Origin of the sequence: Sporosarcina sp. P25 (assembly GCF_002743235.1) — a bacterium.
Classification (GTDB): Bacteria; Bacillota; Bacilli; order Bacillales_A; family Planococcaceae; genus Sporosarcina; species Sporosarcina ureae_B.
On the sequence record NZ_PDYV01000003.1, the window covers coordinates 279,069 to 294,918 of the forward strand.

General features: G+C 39.6%; 19 protein-coding genes. All 19 read right to left on the reverse strand.

All coding sequences use genetic code 11. From position 1 onward, the window contains the following. Nucleotides 1-4: 4 nt before the first annotated feature. A complete protein-coding gene (locus CSV70_RS04760; RefSeq protein ID WP_369822337.1) occupies nucleotides 5-1,084 on the reverse strand; it encodes a protein-glutamate methylesterase/protein-glutamine glutaminase in 1,080 nt (359 codons plus the stop codon). Nucleotides 1,085-1,136: 52 nt separating this feature from the next. After that, a complete protein-coding gene (locus CSV70_RS04765; protein WP_099628097.1) occupies nucleotides 1,137-2,003 on the reverse strand; it encodes a MinD/ParA family protein in 867 nt (288 codons plus the stop codon). Next, nucleotides 1,996-3,108, reverse strand: a complete 1,113-nt coding sequence (gene flhF / locus CSV70_RS04770; protein ID WP_099628096.1) for a flagellar biosynthesis GTPase FlhF — start codon at nucleotides 3,106-3,108, stop codon at nucleotides 1,996-1,998. The genes CSV70_RS04765 and flhF overlap by 8 nt, the downstream gene beginning before the upstream one ends. Continuing rightward, complete coding sequence (gene flhA / locus CSV70_RS04775; RefSeq protein ID WP_099628095.1) at nucleotides 3,108-5,138, reverse strand: flagellar biosynthesis protein FlhA; 2,031 nt, start codon at nucleotides 5,136-5,138, stop codon at nucleotides 3,108-3,110. Before flhA ends, flhF begins: the two co-directional genes overlap by 1 nt. A 24-nt stretch (nucleotides 5,139-5,162) precedes the next feature. Continuing rightward, entirely contained in the window at nucleotides 5,163-6,254 is a 1,092-nt protein-coding gene (flhB, locus tag CSV70_RS04780) for a flagellar biosynthesis protein FlhB (RefSeq protein WP_085133686.1), read from the reverse strand. Then, nucleotides 6,247-7,023 carry a flagellar biosynthetic protein FliR gene (gene fliR / locus CSV70_RS04785; protein ID WP_085133247.1) on the reverse strand — a complete coding sequence of 259 codons (777 nt, stop codon included), beginning with the start codon at nucleotides 7,021-7,023 and terminating at the stop codon, nucleotides 6,247-6,249. The genes flhB and fliR overlap by 8 nt, the downstream gene beginning before the upstream one ends. A gap of 4 nt (nucleotides 7,024-7,027) precedes the next feature. Beyond that, nucleotides 7,028-7,297: a flagellar biosynthesis protein FliQ gene (gene fliQ, locus CSV70_RS04790; protein WP_085133246.1), complete on the reverse strand. Its 270-nt coding sequence runs from the start codon at nucleotides 7,295-7,297 to the stop codon at nucleotides 7,028-7,030. 12 nt (nucleotides 7,298-7,309) lie between these two features. Next, nucleotides 7,310-7,975, reverse strand: coding sequence for a flagellar type III secretion system pore protein FliP (gene fliP, locus CSV70_RS04795; protein ID WP_083035438.1), 666 nt, complete (start codon nucleotides 7,973-7,975; stop codon nucleotides 7,310-7,312). Beyond that, nucleotides 7,968-8,633: a flagellar biosynthetic protein FliO gene (locus CSV70_RS04800; protein ID WP_099628094.1), complete on the reverse strand. Its 666-nt coding sequence runs from the start codon at nucleotides 8,631-8,633 to the stop codon at nucleotides 7,968-7,970. The genes fliP and CSV70_RS04800 overlap by 8 nt, the downstream gene beginning before the upstream one ends. Nucleotides 8,634-8,642: 9 nt before the next feature. Then, entirely contained in the window at nucleotides 8,643-9,005 is a 363-nt protein-coding gene (locus tag CSV70_RS04805) for a response regulator (protein ID WP_085133244.1), read from the reverse strand. Nucleotides 9,006-9,027: 22 nt separating this feature from the next. Continuing rightward, nucleotides 9,028-10,206, reverse strand: coding sequence for a flagellar motor switch phosphatase FliY (gene fliY, locus CSV70_RS04810; RefSeq protein WP_099628194.1), 1,179 nt, complete (start codon nucleotides 10,204-10,206; stop codon nucleotides 9,028-9,030). Continuing rightward, nucleotides 10,199-11,200 carry a flagellar motor switch protein FliM gene (fliM, locus tag CSV70_RS04815; RefSeq protein WP_085133243.1) on the reverse strand — a complete coding sequence of 334 codons (1,002 nt, stop codon included), beginning with the start codon at nucleotides 11,198-11,200 and terminating at the stop codon, nucleotides 10,199-10,201. The genes fliY and fliM overlap by 8 nt, the downstream gene beginning before the upstream one ends. Before the next feature lie 48 nt (nucleotides 11,201-11,248). After that, on the reverse strand, nucleotides 11,249-11,680 hold the full coding sequence (gene fliL, locus CSV70_RS04820; RefSeq protein ID WP_085133242.1) for a flagellar basal body-associated protein FliL: 432 nt from the start codon (nucleotides 11,678-11,680) through the stop codon (nucleotides 11,249-11,251). Next, nucleotides 11,670-11,894 (reverse strand): flagellar FlbD family protein, encoded by a 225-nt coding sequence (locus CSV70_RS04825; RefSeq protein ID WP_085133241.1) that lies wholly within the window; start codon nucleotides 11,892-11,894, stop codon nucleotides 11,670-11,672. The genes fliL and CSV70_RS04825 overlap by 11 nt, the downstream gene beginning before the upstream one ends. 54 nt (nucleotides 11,895-11,948) lie before the next feature. Then, nucleotides 11,949-12,731: a flagellar basal body rod protein FlgG gene (gene flgG, locus CSV70_RS04830; protein ID WP_099626366.1), complete on the reverse strand. Its 783-nt coding sequence runs from the start codon at nucleotides 12,729-12,731 to the stop codon at nucleotides 11,949-11,951. Nucleotides 12,732-12,815: 84 nt separating this feature from the next. Continuing rightward, nucleotides 12,816-13,187 (reverse strand): TIGR02530 family flagellar biosynthesis protein, encoded by a 372-nt coding sequence (locus tag CSV70_RS04835; protein WP_085133239.1) that lies wholly within the window; start codon nucleotides 13,185-13,187, stop codon nucleotides 12,816-12,818. A gap of 17 nt (nucleotides 13,188-13,204) precedes the next feature. Continuing rightward, nucleotides 13,205-13,894, reverse strand: coding sequence for a flagellar hook assembly protein FlgD (flgD, locus tag CSV70_RS04840; RefSeq protein WP_233191755.1), 690 nt, complete (start codon nucleotides 13,892-13,894; stop codon nucleotides 13,205-13,207). A gap of 3 nt (nucleotides 13,895-13,897) precedes the next feature. Further along, entirely contained in the window at nucleotides 13,898-15,304 is a 1,407-nt protein-coding gene (locus CSV70_RS04845; RefSeq protein WP_158232370.1) for a flagellar hook-length control protein FliK, read from the reverse strand. 28 nt (nucleotides 15,305-15,332) lie between these two features. Continuing rightward, nucleotides 15,333-15,698: a MotE family protein gene (locus tag CSV70_RS04850; RefSeq protein WP_099679256.1), complete on the reverse strand. Its 366-nt coding sequence runs from the start codon at nucleotides 15,696-15,698 to the stop codon at nucleotides 15,333-15,335. Between the last annotated feature and the right edge of the window lie 152 nt (nucleotides 15,699-15,850).

The window sequence follows — 15,850 nt, forward strand, 5'->3', positions numbered from 1 at the left end:
CTAGTTACTTCAAATTTCCTATTATCGCATCGGCGATCTGTTGCACATCTTTAATCTCATCACTGAGACCCGCATCAATTATAGCTTTGGGCATGCCATATACAACGGACGTTTTTTTAGATTCCGCTATAGTAATCGTTTTACATGAAGCACGTAATAGTTCCATACCTTCTTTACCGTCATAACCCATTCCTGTCATAATAGCCGTTATATATTCCAGTTCTTTATGTGTCGCTGCTGATTCTAATAACACATTTACTGCCGGACGATGACCAGAACGCGGTGCTTCATCTCCGTCCAATACGATCTTGTAGCCTGTTTTTGATTTCACAAACTTCAGATGAAAGCCCCCTGGTGCAATATAGGCTGTCCCATTTTCGATCGGTTCATCATGTTTAGCTTCTTTAACAGCGATCTCACTCAGACCATTCAATCGTTCGGCCAATGATTTAGTGAAGCCAGGTGGCATATGCTGGACAATTAGAATTGGGTGTGGGAAGTCCGCTGGAAACCTTGTAATCACTTCCTGCAAGGCCCTTGGTCCTCCTGTCGATGTACCTATTATAACAAACCGTTTAGCAATAAGTGTATTTTTTTTAGGCTTGCTTACTGTTTTTATTGGAAATGTAGAAGTGCTACTATTTTCATTCGCAGTATTTTGTCTGCTTGTCGTGGGTGTATGAAGTTTTTTTGTGGATGTTATTTGACGCGTCAGTGTTTGAATTACTACGTTTGAAGCAGCAAATACTTTCTCCACAATTTCTTTTTCGATTTCATGAAGATTTAACGAAATAGCACCACCAGGTTTAGCAATCACGTCAACAGCACCGTATTCTATCGCTAAAACTGCATTTTCTGTATTATGTTTTGTTGTACTTGATAATATCACTACAGGGATCGGCATTTGATCCATAATGAACTTTAAAGCTTCCAGTCCATTCATCACAGGCATTTCAATATCCATTGTAAGGACGTCTGGTCGAAGATCGCGAACTTTTTCCACTGCATCTTTGCCATTTCTAGCGATGCCGATGACTTCCATCATGGGGTGTTTATTCAACATATCAGAAATTAACTTGCGCATAAAAGCTGAGTCATCTACAACAAGAATGCGTTTTTTCTTTGCTGTAATCAAATTACACACGCCCCTTTAGAAAAACACCTTTGATTTTATCTATGAATCCAGGGGTTTCAATAGAAATGCTTGGTTTGTTGCTATGTAAAAATGTATCAGTTATCGCCAGCATGCGCTTGCTCACTTTTGCATTGGGATATAATTTGACGAAAGGGATCTGAGCAATTACTGCATTACGTACATGAATATCATCCGGCAAGAATCCTAAAATACTAGTTTCTATGAATAAAAACTTTCGCATAGCCAACTGAAGACGTGCGACCGAATCACGCCCGTCTTGCTCTTTCAGAACACGGTTACTCACTATATGAATAGATTTGTTCGCATCTTGTCGACTTATGAACTTAATCATCGAATACGCATCCGTAATAGAAGTAGGCTCCGGTGTCGCAATTAAAATAATTTCATCCATCGCCAAAATTAAATCAATTGAACTCTTCGTCGCTCCCGCACCCATATCGAATAAAATGACATCATATTCCATCTGTAAAATAGAGAATGCTTCAATCAACCGGTCAAACATTTCTCCTGACCACTCAACTACATTTTCCAGTCCAGAACCACCTGCTATAAATGAAAGATTGTCTTCAATCGGGGTCACAATGTCCTTTAATTGTTGCTTATCGGATAAATAATCTTTTAGATGAAATGTTGGTGTGGCTCCAAATAATATATGAATATTCCCCATCCCAATATCCATGTCCACAATTAATACTTTTTGTCCTTTAGCTACTAGTCCGCAAGAGAAATTAGCAGTGAAGTTCGACTTTCCTACCCCGCCTTTTCCACTAACGACGGCAATTGAGCGAGCTACTTGTCTTTGACTTTTCATCATTTTTAATCTTAGTGCTTCCGCCTGGTCATGCACGTGAATCACCTGCTAATAGAAGGTCCACCATCTTTTCCAAACTGGCTTCTGTCAAATCCTCAGGAACTTCTTGTCCATCTGTATAATAGGATACACCTATATCATATTTCAGTATTAAATTAATAATAGATCCAACAGAATCGGTTTCATCTGTCTTAGTAAATATGAATTTCTCAATTGGAAAATTAGTAAATTGTCTAATGATGGTATCCATATCATGTTCCTTTGATGTGGTAGATAATACAAGAAACGTTTCCATATCTAATGAAAAGTCAATGAGTTTCGATAAATCATTGACAAATTTTGCTTCTTTATAATTTCGGCCCGCTGTATCAATAAATATGAGATCAAGATCTTTTAACTTTTCAATTGCGGTACGGAAGTCTTCTTCATTATAGGCAATCTCAACTGGCGCCTGAAGTAAATTAGCGTATGTGCGCAATTGTTCAATTGCCGCAATTCGATACGTATCGGTCGTTATGAAACCAACTTTCTTTTTTTCTTCCAACAAGGCACGTGCGGCAATTTTTGCAATGGTCGTGGTTTTACCCACACCGGTCGGCCCTAGAACATTAATAAACTTTTTCTGATAAGAGATGCCACCAAAAGGTATGTCGTAAAGACGATCGCTAAACCATGTTCTAATCAATTCCATTTGCTGTTCTTTAGTAAAATCGATTTTGTCTTGCTTCATTCGATTGAAAACTAGATTGCCAATTTCCGTTATATATTTACCTTCCAGACCTTGCAGCTGTAACATATTCAGTATTGGTAATAGTTCATCAGGGAATTTTTCAAATGAATGATCTACTTGCTGTATATCTTTTAGCAGTTGCTTGATTTCTCGCATTTCTCGTTGCATATGTTCAACTGACTCTGGTTCCACCACCGGTTGTACAGAACGAACTTGTGATTCATATGGACGTTCTATATTCGTTTTATCATAGCTTGCAACTACTTCTACCGAACGTTTGCGAAATAGACCAAGAAAGCCATTTGTTTTCGTGACGTTTGAACTAAGGATGACCGCGTCGTCTCCAAAATCTTCACGGACTTTCGCCATTGCTTCAACCATAGTAGATGCTGTATACTTTTTCATTTTCATTAAATATCCACCACCCCTACACTTTGAACTTCCACTGATGCTTCCAATTCATTATAAGACAGTATAGGTATCTGTGGGAAATACCGTTCCGTAATTTGACGTAAATACATGCGAATGGCAGGTGAACATAAAATGACAGGAGATTGGTCCAGCATAGCTACCCGTTCGACTTCTTGCGCAATCCGCTCCAAAATCATTTGAGATTGTGATGGGTCAATTGAAAGAAAGTTCCCTTGTTCAGTCTGTTGAATACTATCGGCAATGAGTTTCTCTACTTTTCCAGAGACTGTTAATACTTTTAACGCTCCATTACCTACAACAAATTGCCCAGTGATCTGACGTGCCAGTGATTGTCTCGCGTATTCTGTTAGTACATCCACATCAGACGTGTACTTTGAATAATCTGCCAGTGTCTCAAAAATGATCGGTAAATTACGAACGGAAACTTGTTCGTTCAATAATTTAGCAAGTACTTTTTGAATCTCACCAATTGATAACGGAGTCGGTGTTAGTTCATCAACCAAAATCGGATATGTCTCATGTACATGATCTACTAGTTGCTTGGTTTCCTGACGTCCAAGTAAGTCGGATGCATTGGTACGAATAACTTCAGTCAAATGCGTAGATACCACACTTGGCGGATCCACGACTGTGTAACCCATGATTTCTGCTTCTTCTTTCGCTTCTTCAGTAACCCATTTCGCTGGCAATCCAAACGAAGGCTCTACGGTATCAATTCCCTCTATTAAATCTTCGCCGCCAGGACTCATAGCTAGATAATGATCTAACAATAGTTCTCCCCTAGCCATTTCATTCCCTTTTATTTTAATTCGGTATTCGTTTGGTTGTAATTGTATATTATCTCGGATACGAACAACTGGAATAACAAGTCCAAGTTCTATGGCTAACTGACGACGTATCATAACGACTCGATCCAGCAAATCGCCACCTTGAGTGGCATCTACAAGTGGAATGAGACCATAACCGAATTCAAATTCAATCGGATCGACATTCAAAAGGTCAACGACATTTTCAGGACGTTTTAACCCTTCAGTCTCTACATTTTCTTCCATCTCTAATAATTCGTCTGGATCTTCATCTTCTTTACGTGACATCATAAATGCACTCATTGCCAGTGCACCTGCAATGGGAATGGTTAAGATGTCATTAATCGGTGTAGCAAGACCCAGTAAAAAAATTGTAATGGCTGCTACGTAAAGCAATTTGGGTTGTCCTAATAATTGATTCGTAATGTCCGTCCCTAAGTTTCCTTCTGATGCAGCACGTGTGACTACAATGCCTGTTGCCGTAGAAATCAACAGCGCCGGTATTTGTGAAACAATACCATCCCCGACAGTAAGTGTAGAGAATTGAACTGCTGCTTCCGCAAACGGCAATCCCATTTGCACAACACCAATAATCATACCGACCATTAAGTTGATCATAACGATGATGATTCCGGCAATGGCATCCCCTTTTACAAATTTTGTTGCACCGTCCATCGCACCATAGAAATCCGCTTCGTTACTCACTTTTTCACGACGGGTGCGGGCTTCTATATCTGAAATCATTCCTGCGTTTAAATCGGCATCAATACTCATTTGCTTACCCGGCATGGCATCAAGAGTAAAACGTGCAGCAACTTCGGATACACGCTCCGAACCTTTCGTTATAACAATAAACTGAATGATGATTAAAATAACAAAAACTACGAGTCCCACAATAATATTTCCACCCGTAACGAATGTACCAAATGTATCAACTACTCCACCTGCATTACCTTCCGAAAGAATCGCACGTGTTGTAGAAACGTTAAGACCTAAACGGAATAATGTGAGTAATAATAATAACGATGGAAAGATAGAGAATTGTAGTGCTTCCTGCATATTCATCGCAGTTAGTAAAACCATCAACCCAAGGGTAATATTGATAATAATCAAGAAACTTAATAACCAAGGTGGTAATGGGATGACAAGCATCGCAATGATCATAATAACCGCTGCGAGTACTCCTATATCTTTAAACTGCATGCCATCCCTACTTTCTTCTTTAACTTATATTTTCTTTTGAATACGATATACATAGGCTAGAATTTCTGCGATCGCCTTAAAGAATTGCTCAGGTATTCGATCTCCAATCTCTACCTCGTCATACATAGCACGTGCAAGAGGTCGATTTTCTACCATCACAATATCGTGCTCCGCCGCAATCATTTTAATTTTTTGTGCGACAAAATCCGCACCTTTCCCAACGACGATTGGTGAATCCATCTGATCTTCATCATACTTCAGCGCGATGGCAAAGTGAGTAGGATTGGTGATCACTACGTCAGCTTCAGGGATCTCCTGCATCATACGACGCATGGCCATTTCACGCTGACGCTGTCTAATACGGGATTTGATGAGCGGGTCTCCGTCCATATTTTTACTTTCATCTTTAATATCTTGTTTAGACATTTTAAGATTTTTTTCATAGTCGAATTTTTGGTAAAGAAAATCCAATATGGAAATGAGTAACAATACTAATGAGGCAATAATCCCCATCATTCCGACTAATTTTGCTACAGTGACTAGAGTTATTTGCGGTGTCTTAAATGCCAAGTCGAGTACTTGTCCCAGATTACTCCATACAATAAGGGTGGTGACTGTTCCAATAAAAGAAATTTTTAATATAGATTTCAATAACTCTACAATTGCACGAATCGAAAAAATCCGCTTTAATCCTTTAATTGGATCTATTTTCTTTAAATCAAACTTCAATGTCTCTGCAGTAAATAAAAGACCAAATTGCAACATGTTCGCTGCAATACTTGCAATAACTGCAATTAACATAATCGGCAATAAAATGATTGCCATTTGTTTTATAACGCTTATGTATACTAACATGACTTGTTCTTCATCTAGCAATTTAATCGGGATAAAGTGTGTAAAAGATTCTCGGAAAAACACAAAGAAATTATCACGCATAAAACCTGCGGAAAAGTACATGAATGTAAAAATAGAGAAAAGTACAATCGCAGCCGTCACGTCTTGACTTTTTAATACTTGTCCTTTCTTCCTGGAGTCTTCCCGCTTTTTCGGGGTAGCCTTTTCCGTCTTCTCACCGGCAAAAAATTGTAAATCTAGCCTTAGTAACAAGTTAGCCACCTCCAAGCAGTATCATCAGATTCCTCATCGTCACAATCATAATTTCAAACATTTTCTTCATTACGATTATGAAGACACTAGACATCGTCACGATCACTAAGAAACTGACACCAATTTTAATTGGGAACCCAACTACAAAAATATTCAGCTGTGGCACAGCACGTGCGGTTATACCGAGTGCCAAATCTACAAGGAATAATGTAGCTACGACTGGAATTGCCATTTGAAACGCAATCGCAAAGGATTTTGCAAATGTTAACACAATAAATTCTGCCATGTTAGGACTACCAAAAGGTGGCCACATAGCTGTGATGGGGACAAACTCATAACTGTAAAATATCCCATCTAAAAGCAAATGATGACCATTCACTACTAGTAGCAATAGCATCGCAAGTGAATTAAGAAATTGTCCAAGCAATGGGGACTGTGCGCCCGTTTGCGGATCAATGACGTTCGCAATGGCAAATCCCATCTGAAAGTCAATAAATCCACCAGCTACTTGAATAGCCGACATAATAATAAAAGCGGCAATGCCGATTGATAAGCCGACTACCGCTTCTTTCAGTACAAGTAATATGTATTGTCCATCGATCTCCAGTTCAGGCATTGTGATAGAGTAAGACATCATCCAGGCTAATAGTGCCCCAAATAGTAACCGTTGTGTAGCTGGAATGGTCTTGTAAGAAAACAATGGTAGTGTTACAAAGAAAGAAGTAACACGAGTTAGGATAAGTAAAAATGCGGGTAACGACGGAATAAGTTCATTCATTTAATCACCCAACATACCTGGAGAGATTGGAAAATATTTCGCTAGCATAGCCGGTGACATATGATAACATCCAAGGTCCAAAAAATATGATAGCAACCAAAACCGCTACGATTTTCGGTACGAATGCCAATGTTTGTTCTTGAATTTGTGTAGTTGCCTGAAAAATACTCACGGCAAGCCCCGTCATTAACGCTACGATTAAGAGAGGTCCTGAAGCAAGAAGAATAACCCAAACGGACCGTTCTGCGATGGATATTACAAATTCACTCGTCATTCAAATTCCTCCCTAAAAGCTCTGTAGCAATGACTGGATAATGAGATACCAACCGTCAACTAAAACAAATAATAATATCTTGAATGGTAATGAAATCATTACGGGTGGAAGCATCATCATACCCATAGACATAAGCACACTGGCTACGATCATATCGATAACGAGAAAGGGAATGAAAATCATAAAGCCCATTTGAAATGCTGTCTTAATTTCACTGAGGGCAAAGGCTGGTACCATCATAGTTAGCGGAATATCTTCAATAGTATCCGGTCGCTCCATCTGGTTATAGCGCATGAATAATTCTAAATCTTTCTGCCTTGTATGTTGACTCATGAATTCTTTGAATGGCACACTGGCCCGTTCGTATGCTTCGTCCAAACTGATTTCCTCATCAAACAAAGGTGTTAATGCTTCTTCATTCACTTGAGATAACACAGGTGACATGATGAAGAACGTTAGAAATAATGCTAATCCAACTAACACTTGGTTAGGAGGCATTTGCTGTGTAGCAAGCGCCGTCCGAACAAATGACAGGACTATAATAATCCTAGCAAACGAAGTCATCAAGATTAAAATGGCTGGTGCAAGTGACAATACCGTGAGTAATAGCAACATCTTAATGGAAGTAGAGACATTGGTGGGATCACTATCTGAAAATGTGCCCAGAAAATCAACCATCGCGGTCGCTCTCCTTCCGATTTAAACGTCTTAATTGCTCTTTTCGATCAGATTTGATTTCGTTCATTTTAGTTGAAAATAATTGACTAAATGTAGCTTCTTCAGAAGGAGTTTGTTCTGTTTTCGAGTAAAACCGAGTATACAGTTTTGAAAATAGTCCCTTCTGGACTTCATCGCTTTGGTCATAACGTGCAAGTAATTCAGCAATTTCATCTGGATCTTCTATTTCCTTTAGCAACTGTACATTTTCTCCAACACCGACCACAAAATAATGATTACCCATTTTTACTAGTTGAATAGATTTATTTTGACCTAACGGAACGCCGCCCATATTCGTCATAAGTCGATTCGAGTCGAAATTTCTATTGCGTTTATTCATGAAGCGCAGTAACCACACGAGCAAACCAATTACAAATACAAAAGCAAAAAGAGTGCGAATGTAATCTTTTGCTGTGGACCCTTTAGGCTCGTCCATTTCATCATTTATCACTAATTTTTTATCATTTTCTACAACTGGGACTTTCTCTTCGCAATCTTTATCTTTTCCAATACAGTCTGATACGCTGACGTTAGGATCGGTTTCTGCATGTGCAAATGGTGGAATAGTAAAGCACAAAATGAATAGTATTAAACAATGGATGACTGATTTCACATTCATATGTTTCTCTTAGCTCAACGCTTTGTCGATCGCTTCAATCACACGGTCCGCCTGAAATGGTTTAACGATAAAGTCTTTTGCTCCAGCTTGGATTGCATCGATTACCATTGCTTGTTGCCCCATTGCAGAACACATGATGATTGTTGCAGATGGATGCGTACTTTTAATTGCTTTTAATGCCGCAATACCATCCATTTCAGGCATCGTGATATCCATTGTAACCAAGTCTGGCTTCAATTCATTATATTTTTCGATAGCTTGAGCACCGTCTGCTGCCTCACCTACTACTTCATAATTATTCTTCGTTAAAATATCCTTGATCATCATACGCATAAATGCCGCGTCGTCTACTACCAAAATTCGTTTTCCCATTCATATTCCCTCCAAGTATCTTCTATCGTAAATTATTTAATCGATCCATTTGACTTAAAATGTCCGTAATGCGAACTCCGAAGTTTTCGTCAATGACTACTACTTCTCCTTTTGCAATATAGCGATTATTGACTAATATATCGACTGGCTCCCCTGCCAATTTATCCAGTTCAATAATTGAACCACCTGACATTTCTAGAATTTCTTTAACAGAACGCTTCGTACGTCCTAATTCTACTGTTACTTGAAGCGGTATATCAAGTAGCAAATTTAAATTATTTGATTCTTCCTTATTTAAAGAAGGTGCTTGGAAACTTGCAAATTCTGCTTGCTGGACATGCACTGGAGCTTGAGTCTGACGTGGTGCTGCTGTTTGTTGAATTGGTGGTGCTTGGGATGCAGGTTGCTGTTGTTGAATTGACGTAGGCTCTGGTTTATATGCCGGTTCTGGTTCCGAATATTGGGATGCTTGCGGACTAGGTGGTGCTTCCATCACGGTAGCCGCTTCCTCTTCCCCCATTAGTGATGAAACTAGTTTTTTACCGAATTCCAGTGGGAACAATTGCATAATATCAGAATCGATCAACTCACCAACTTTCAAATTGAAGGACACACGAATCAATAAATTATGCGCAGGAATATTTTCGGTACCCTGATCTATTTGAATATTCATCAAATCAATAGTGGGTGGTGAAATATCTACTTTTTTATTAAAAATGGTAGACATTGAAGTTGCGGAAGATCCCATCATTTGATTCATCGCTTCTTGTACTGCACTCAAATGAATTTCACTTAATTCTTGATTTGGAGTCATGCCGTCTCCTCCAAGCATTAAATCCGCAATGATCGCCGCATCACTTTGTTTGATCACCAATAGGTTGACACCGCTTAACCCTTCTGTATATTCGACCTTAATCGCTACATACGGATGAACGAAATCGTCTTCCAAATTATCACGTTGGATTAACGCTAGCTGTGGTGTTGTGATTTCTACCTTTTGTCCCAGTAAAGCTGAAAGTGCTGTAGCGGAACTACCAAATGAGATATTACCAATTTCACCTAATGCATCTTGCTCCATTTCGGTCAAGTAATCCTTAATATCGATAGTTTCCGATTCACGTTCGTCCGCTTGGGCAGGTTCTAACGTTTCACCCCGTAACAACGCTTCAATCTCTTCCTGTGAGAGAATATTATCACTCATCATCGTCATCCTCTCCCGTATTCAATATTTCCAGTATTTGAACAGCCATTCGATTACGTAATTTTCCTGGCTGTGCTGTGAATTTAGGCTTTTCCCCTATTCGTATCGTTAAAGGTTCTTCAATGCTTGTATCCAATGAAATCACATCACCAAGCTGCAGGTGCAGGAAATCCTCGATAGATATCTGTCCCTTTCCGAGATCAGCAACTATAGGGAGCGTTGCATTTTTAATACGTCTTTCCAATTCTACACTTTGCTCAGCAGTAGGTTCTTTTTTATTCGTCTGCATCCAGTACTGCACAGAGAGATTTGGAATAATTGGTTCCAATACTATATGCGGGATGCACATGTTGATCATACCGCTAGATTCACCAATCATAATATTAAATGAAATAACGACCACGGTTTCGTTCGGTGAAATCATTTGAAGAAATTGGGGATTGACTTCCATCTCTGTTAGATAAGGATCAATATCAATTAACCCAGACCAAGCTTCACGTAAGCTATCAAACGAACGTTCAAATAAATTCGTCAAGATCTTCGTTTCAATTTCTGTCATATTGTCCGTTTTTCCTGAACTCGCCCCAAAACCACCCATCAACCGTTCCAACATTGAATAGGCAACATTTGGATTGACCTCCATTAAAATATTCCCTTCAAGCGGAGATACATCGAATATATTAATCAATGTCATATTGGGTATCGAGCTGATAAATTCTTCAAACGGAATCTGATCTACCGACATCACATTAATTTGCACATACGTACGGAGTTGCGCAGAGAAATACGTAGTCAATAGTCTAGCGAAGTTTTCATGGATCCTAGTCAAACTCCGAATCTGGTCTTTGGAGAAACGAAGTGCACGCTTAAAGTCATAGACACGTACTTTTCTTGTTTCTTCTTCTTTCTTCATTTCTTCTGCTGACATTTCACCCGTCGATAAAGCAGACAGCAGCGCATCTATTTCATTTTGGGACAGTACATCTCCCGACATAGACCCACCTCCCATTGCGCATATATCTCTTGTAGATCATTCCTGCCGTCACTGGATGATATATGAGACAATATACACCTTCTGTATTTCACCATCTTGCATCAGCTCGTTTAACTTTGCTTTTATATTATCTTCAAATTGCTGTTTTCCCGCTTTTCCTTCAAGGTCTTTCGCGGTCATTTCAGACAGTTCTTGAATAGCTAGGTTCTTCACTTGGAAATCCCGTTTCGTTAATTCTTCTGCTGCCTTTTTACTGTCTGTCTGGATTTTCAGCGATATACGGACGAAATTACGTCCAGACAAGTTTGTCGTAATTTCTTCCATATCCACAGACGATTCAATAATTTCATCAATTGACGGTGCTTTTTCTTCTCCGTCGCTATCTTTATTGAAATTCAATATCAATACGACCGCCACGACACCAATCAACGTAATACTCACTAAAATAATCAATGAAATCGTCAATAATTTATTCTTCATCTTCTTCATCCCCCCGGATATGCGGATTGGATAGCAGCTGGACCGCTTGATAAAATTCAATGATTCGGTTATTTACTTCGTCAGCTGAATCAAGAACGACATATTTTGACCCAGTCGTCAACGTGATTGTCGTATCTGGAAACGACTCGACTCTCTCTATGTACAATGCGTTTAACGTAAAAGTCGTTCGATTCAATCTCGTCACTTTAATCATATGTAAGGGGCCAGGCCAAGGCCGGCCCGACCCTCCTTCTCAAACTATACTATGTTATCGTTTCAAGTTTACTAGTTCTTGTAAGATTTCGTCTGAAGTTGTGATAATCCGTGTGTTGGCTTGGAAACCACGTTGTGCAACAATCATATCTGTGAATTCTTCGGAAAGGTCTACGTTGGACATTTCAAGAGAGCCCGATTTGATAACACCGTGGCCATCTGCTCCTCCAGGTTCACCAGCAAGAGGAACACCTGAGTTCGGAGATTCTCTAAATAAGTTCCCACCAACTTTTTCTAATCCGCCTGGGTTATTGAATTTAAATAACTCAATAACAGGACCCTCTGTTAAAGATCCAGCTACAACATATGACACTTGTCCATTCTGACCAATTGATAAACTTGTAGCATCTTCAGGTATGTTAATGGCTGTTCCGCTTAAGAATCGCCCATCTCCATCAACAATCGCTCCGTCTTGATCTAAGTAAAAGTTTCCTGCCCTCGTATAGAATTTCTCAGTATCATTTCCTACTAAGAAAAATCCATCACCTTCAATTGCTAAATCTAAAGTATTACCGGTAAATTGAGTTGACCCTGGACTATGGATGGTATCAATAGCAGCTAGTTGTGAACCTAACCCCACTTGTTTTGGATTCACACCACCTCTATTACCTCCAGGTCCAGTTGCCCCCGCCACAGTCTGAGAATACAAATCTTTAAAAACCGTACGTCCCTTCTTAAAGCCATACGTATTCACGTTGGCAATGTTGTTACCAATTACATCCAACTTAGTTTGGAAATTTTTTAGTCCAGAAATTCCTGAGTACATTGAGCGAATCATAAATAGTTTCCCCTCTCGGTTTTAGAGTGCACCGCGTCATTCAGTCGGCGGTGCGGTTGGCATCCTGTTAAGGTCCTGCCGTATTTAGCTGAGTAGTATCGTGCCATCAATATTTGTAAATAGTTGGTCCTTCGCTTCCATGCGGTTCATCGCGGTGATGACGGTTGAATTCTTTGCACTGACAATGAGTGCGACTTGATCAGTCAACACGAGTGATTCGCGAATGCCCTTCCTCTTCGCCTCGTCTACTTTCTCTGAGATGTGCGCCCATTCTGCATCGGTCATTTGAATGCCTCGTTCTTGCAGCCGATCATTAGCATGTTTACTAATTTTTAGTTTTTCAGGCCGTGTCGCTTGCTGTAAATGTTCGAGAAATGACTGCTTTGACTGTGCTTGTATTTGTCCTTGACGTATGGGTGGTGGTGATGGAATGCGATGGATATCGATCTTGTTCATAACATCGCCCCATTCAATTATTCACTAATAGTAGTAAATTGACTTCCTTCAATTTTCGTGCCGTCTTGCAACACATAATGCAGGCTACCTTCTTTATTCGTAACCGATACGACTTTCCCTGTACGTTCTTCTTCGCCTTCCATATAGCCTACTGTCTTACCAATTAACATACTGGCTTGTACTAGGCTGTTCGGTTGACCGACTGCTCCAGAGCTTGAACCCGATCCATTTCCCATTACTTCCGAGATATTTCCAGGTGAAAGTTCCTTGCCATCCGCCATCGTAAAGATTACTGAACCATTTATATACTTGATAGACTGTATGACGCCAGTACCTTCATTAATAATCGGCTTGCCCGTTTCATCATTTTTATCAGAAACTTCATGCCAGCGTATTTCTTTGCCTACAAAACTATTGTATTGGATTAACTGACTTTGATTTTGTGAAGCAGCGAACTTCTCAAATGCGTTAGCTAAATTCATCGTTTGTTCCAATGAAGAAAATTGAGCCATCTGTGCGATGAATTCTGTATCTTTCATAGGATTGGTTGGATCTTGGTTAGCCATTTGTGCAATCAAAATTTTCATGAATGCGTCTTTCCCCATTGTGTCGGGTCCAGTTTTCCGCTGATCACGCTGCTTATTGACTAAATACATCGAATCTGTAATCTCATTTTGTATCGTTGATGAATTTATGCCTTCTGGCAATTTTTACGCCTCCAGTTCAATCATGAATTCTTGGAATGTTTGTTCTTGTTCATCCGGATTATTATTTTGTTCGGTAGTCTGTTCTTTTTGTTGTTGATTCTGCTTATTGAACGCCTGTTCTCGATCACTTTTCGCTGGATCTTGCAAGGTTTGTGATAGGTCAATTCGGTCTACTTGCAAATTTTGTTGATTGAAAGCTTGACGCAACTGATGCATCTGGCTATCGAGCATTTCACGTGCCATCGCAGTAGATGCCAAGATTCTCGCAGTCATTACACCGTTTACTTCCAATAATTCAATACGAATTTGTCCAAGATGTTCCGGGTACAGTTTGATTGAAATACGATTCATTCCATTTGTCTGGCCAAAGTTTGCACGGTTTAAAACGGCTTGGAATTCTCTCATCAATGCCTCGCTTCGGCTTTCCGGTACTTTCTCTGTAGCGTTCACTTGGAATACTGGCCTAGATTCAGTAGGAGTGACAGCAGATAATAGCGCCACTATTTCACTTGGCTTGGACTGTTGATGTTGTTGCTCCGTGTCTGCGCTAGTTTGTTCTGTCGAAATTCGAATGACATGCTGCAAAGGCAGTGGAATTTGCACAGTAGGTTTCACTTCAGGCTGTATGACCTTCGATTCTAACTGATTTGCGAATTGCGATAAAATCGGCTGAATCGTTTTCACGAGATCCACTTGCTTTGTAAACAAATCCAGCTTAGGTGCGGCCAGTTCAATTGCTTTAAGCAATGCTATCCATTCTACAGCTGCCTTTGGCGATAATTGCCCCATCGCCGCTTGCACCTTTTCAGTAGGTAATTGCTGTAATACATCGAGCATGAACCATATGTCTCCTGTTGCTGCCATCTGATCTAGTTGTACCTTGCTCATACCCGCATCTTCTAGTACGTTTGTAATAGTTTCTATTAGTTTATCAGGATTTCCACTAATAAGAGTGGCTAATTGTTGCAGATCCAGAAACGTATGAAGATTCGGTAGATCTGACAAACTCCATTCTGTATTTCCAGTAAACTTTAGGGTGGCATTCTGAAGCTGATCTTCTCCCCTTATTTCAGATAGATCATTTTTAACATCTGCTTCATTTATAGAATTTTTTTGACGCAATCCTGTCTCTTTCAATAACTGTGCTACAACGGGCGACTTATCAGACTGCTTCAACTCATCAAGAATTCCTTCTAGCATTTTCAATGATTCGACGTTGAGAACATCACCTAATAATTTAGTTAACTTTTGATCACCATTTATTATCTGTTGTTTAGTAGATATAGATGTAGTGGACATGAGACTCTGAAACACACTACCGAATCTCTCGCCTTCAATATTTGCTGTAGAAGCAGATAAATTAAAAGGAGTGCCTGAAGAACCTACCTTCATAACTAGTCCTAAACTCACTTTTTCACCTCCCTTAAATACTATTATACTACTTTGTAAGCATAGAAGTATATTTAGCCGCATCTTCAGGAGACATTTTCTCTAGAATAGCTGCTAAAGTAGCAGGCTTTAGGCTAGACAATATTTGGACAGCTTCCGCATCTCCCATTTTTGTAATGACACGAGCTGAGGATTTGGCCGACATTTGCTCATAAGTCGTTACTATTTCTTTGAAATCACGCTTAGATTCACTTTGCGCAAGTTTTAATTTCTCGATTTCTTCATTCAACTTTTCTTTCTCTATTTCTAGCGTTTCATTCGAATCTTTTACTTTCGTAAGTTCATCTTGGACTTCAAATAATTGCGCTTCTTTTTCTTGAATCTCTGCTTGAAGAGAAATGACCCGTTCTTCCAATATTAGATCTCCCTCGACCTTTAAAATGTACCCTTTGTAAAGGACAATTATAAAAAAAGCCTAAGCTGCTTGTTGAAGCTGTCGTCTGTATTCTGCAGGCGGCAGCTTTTTCAAGTTCCACTGCCCGCGATAATGGTTATAGTACGTCATAT

Coding starts and splice junctions, on each gene's coding strand:
- fliR (WP_085133247.1), bottom strand. CDS start 7,023: ATGAATGAACTTATTCCGTCGTTACCCGCATTTTTACTTATCCTAACT.
- fliY (WP_099628194.1), bottom strand. CDS start 10,206: ATGAGTGATAATATTCTCTCACAGGAAGAGATTGAAGCGTTGTTACGG.
- flhF (WP_099628096.1), bottom strand. CDS start 3,108: ATGAAAATGAAAAAGTATACAGCATCTACTATGGTTGAAGCAATGGCG.
- fliL (WP_085133242.1), bottom strand. CDS start 11,680: ATGAAGAATAAATTATTGACGATTTCATTGATTATTTTAGTGAGTATT.
- CSV70_RS04800 (WP_099628094.1), bottom strand. CDS start 8,633: ATGAATGTGAAATCAGTCATCCATTGTTTAATACTATTCATTTTGTGC.
- fliP (WP_083035438.1), bottom strand. CDS start 7,975: ATGGTTGATTTTCTGGGCACATTTTCAGATAGTGATCCCACCAATGTC.
- fliM (WP_085133243.1), bottom strand. CDS start 11,200: ATGTCGGGAGATGTACTGTCCCAAAATGAAATAGATGCGCTGCTGTCT.
- flhA (WP_099628095.1), bottom strand. CDS start 5,138: ATGCAGTTTAAAGATATAGGAGTACTCGCAGCGGTTATTATGATCATT.
- CSV70_RS04760 (WP_369822337.1), bottom strand. CDS start 1,084: ATGCGCAAGTTAATTTCTGATATGTTGAATAAACACCCCATGATGGAA.
- flgG (WP_099626366.1), bottom strand. CDS start 12,731: ATGATTCGCTCAATGTACTCAGGAATTTCTGGACTAAAAAATTTCCAA.
- CSV70_RS04805 (WP_085133244.1), bottom strand. CDS start 9,005: ATGGGAAAACGAATTTTGGTAGTAGACGACGCGGCATTTATGCGTATG.
- CSV70_RS04835 (WP_085133239.1), bottom strand. CDS start 13,187: ATGAACAAGATCGATATCCATCGCATTCCATCACCACCACCCATACGT.
- fliQ (WP_085133246.1), bottom strand. CDS start 7,297: ATGACGAGTGAATTTGTAATATCCATCGCAGAACGGTCCGTTTGGGTT.
- CSV70_RS04825 (WP_085133241.1), bottom strand. CDS start 11,894: ATGATTAAAGTGACGAGATTGAATCGAACGACTTTTACGTTAAACGCA.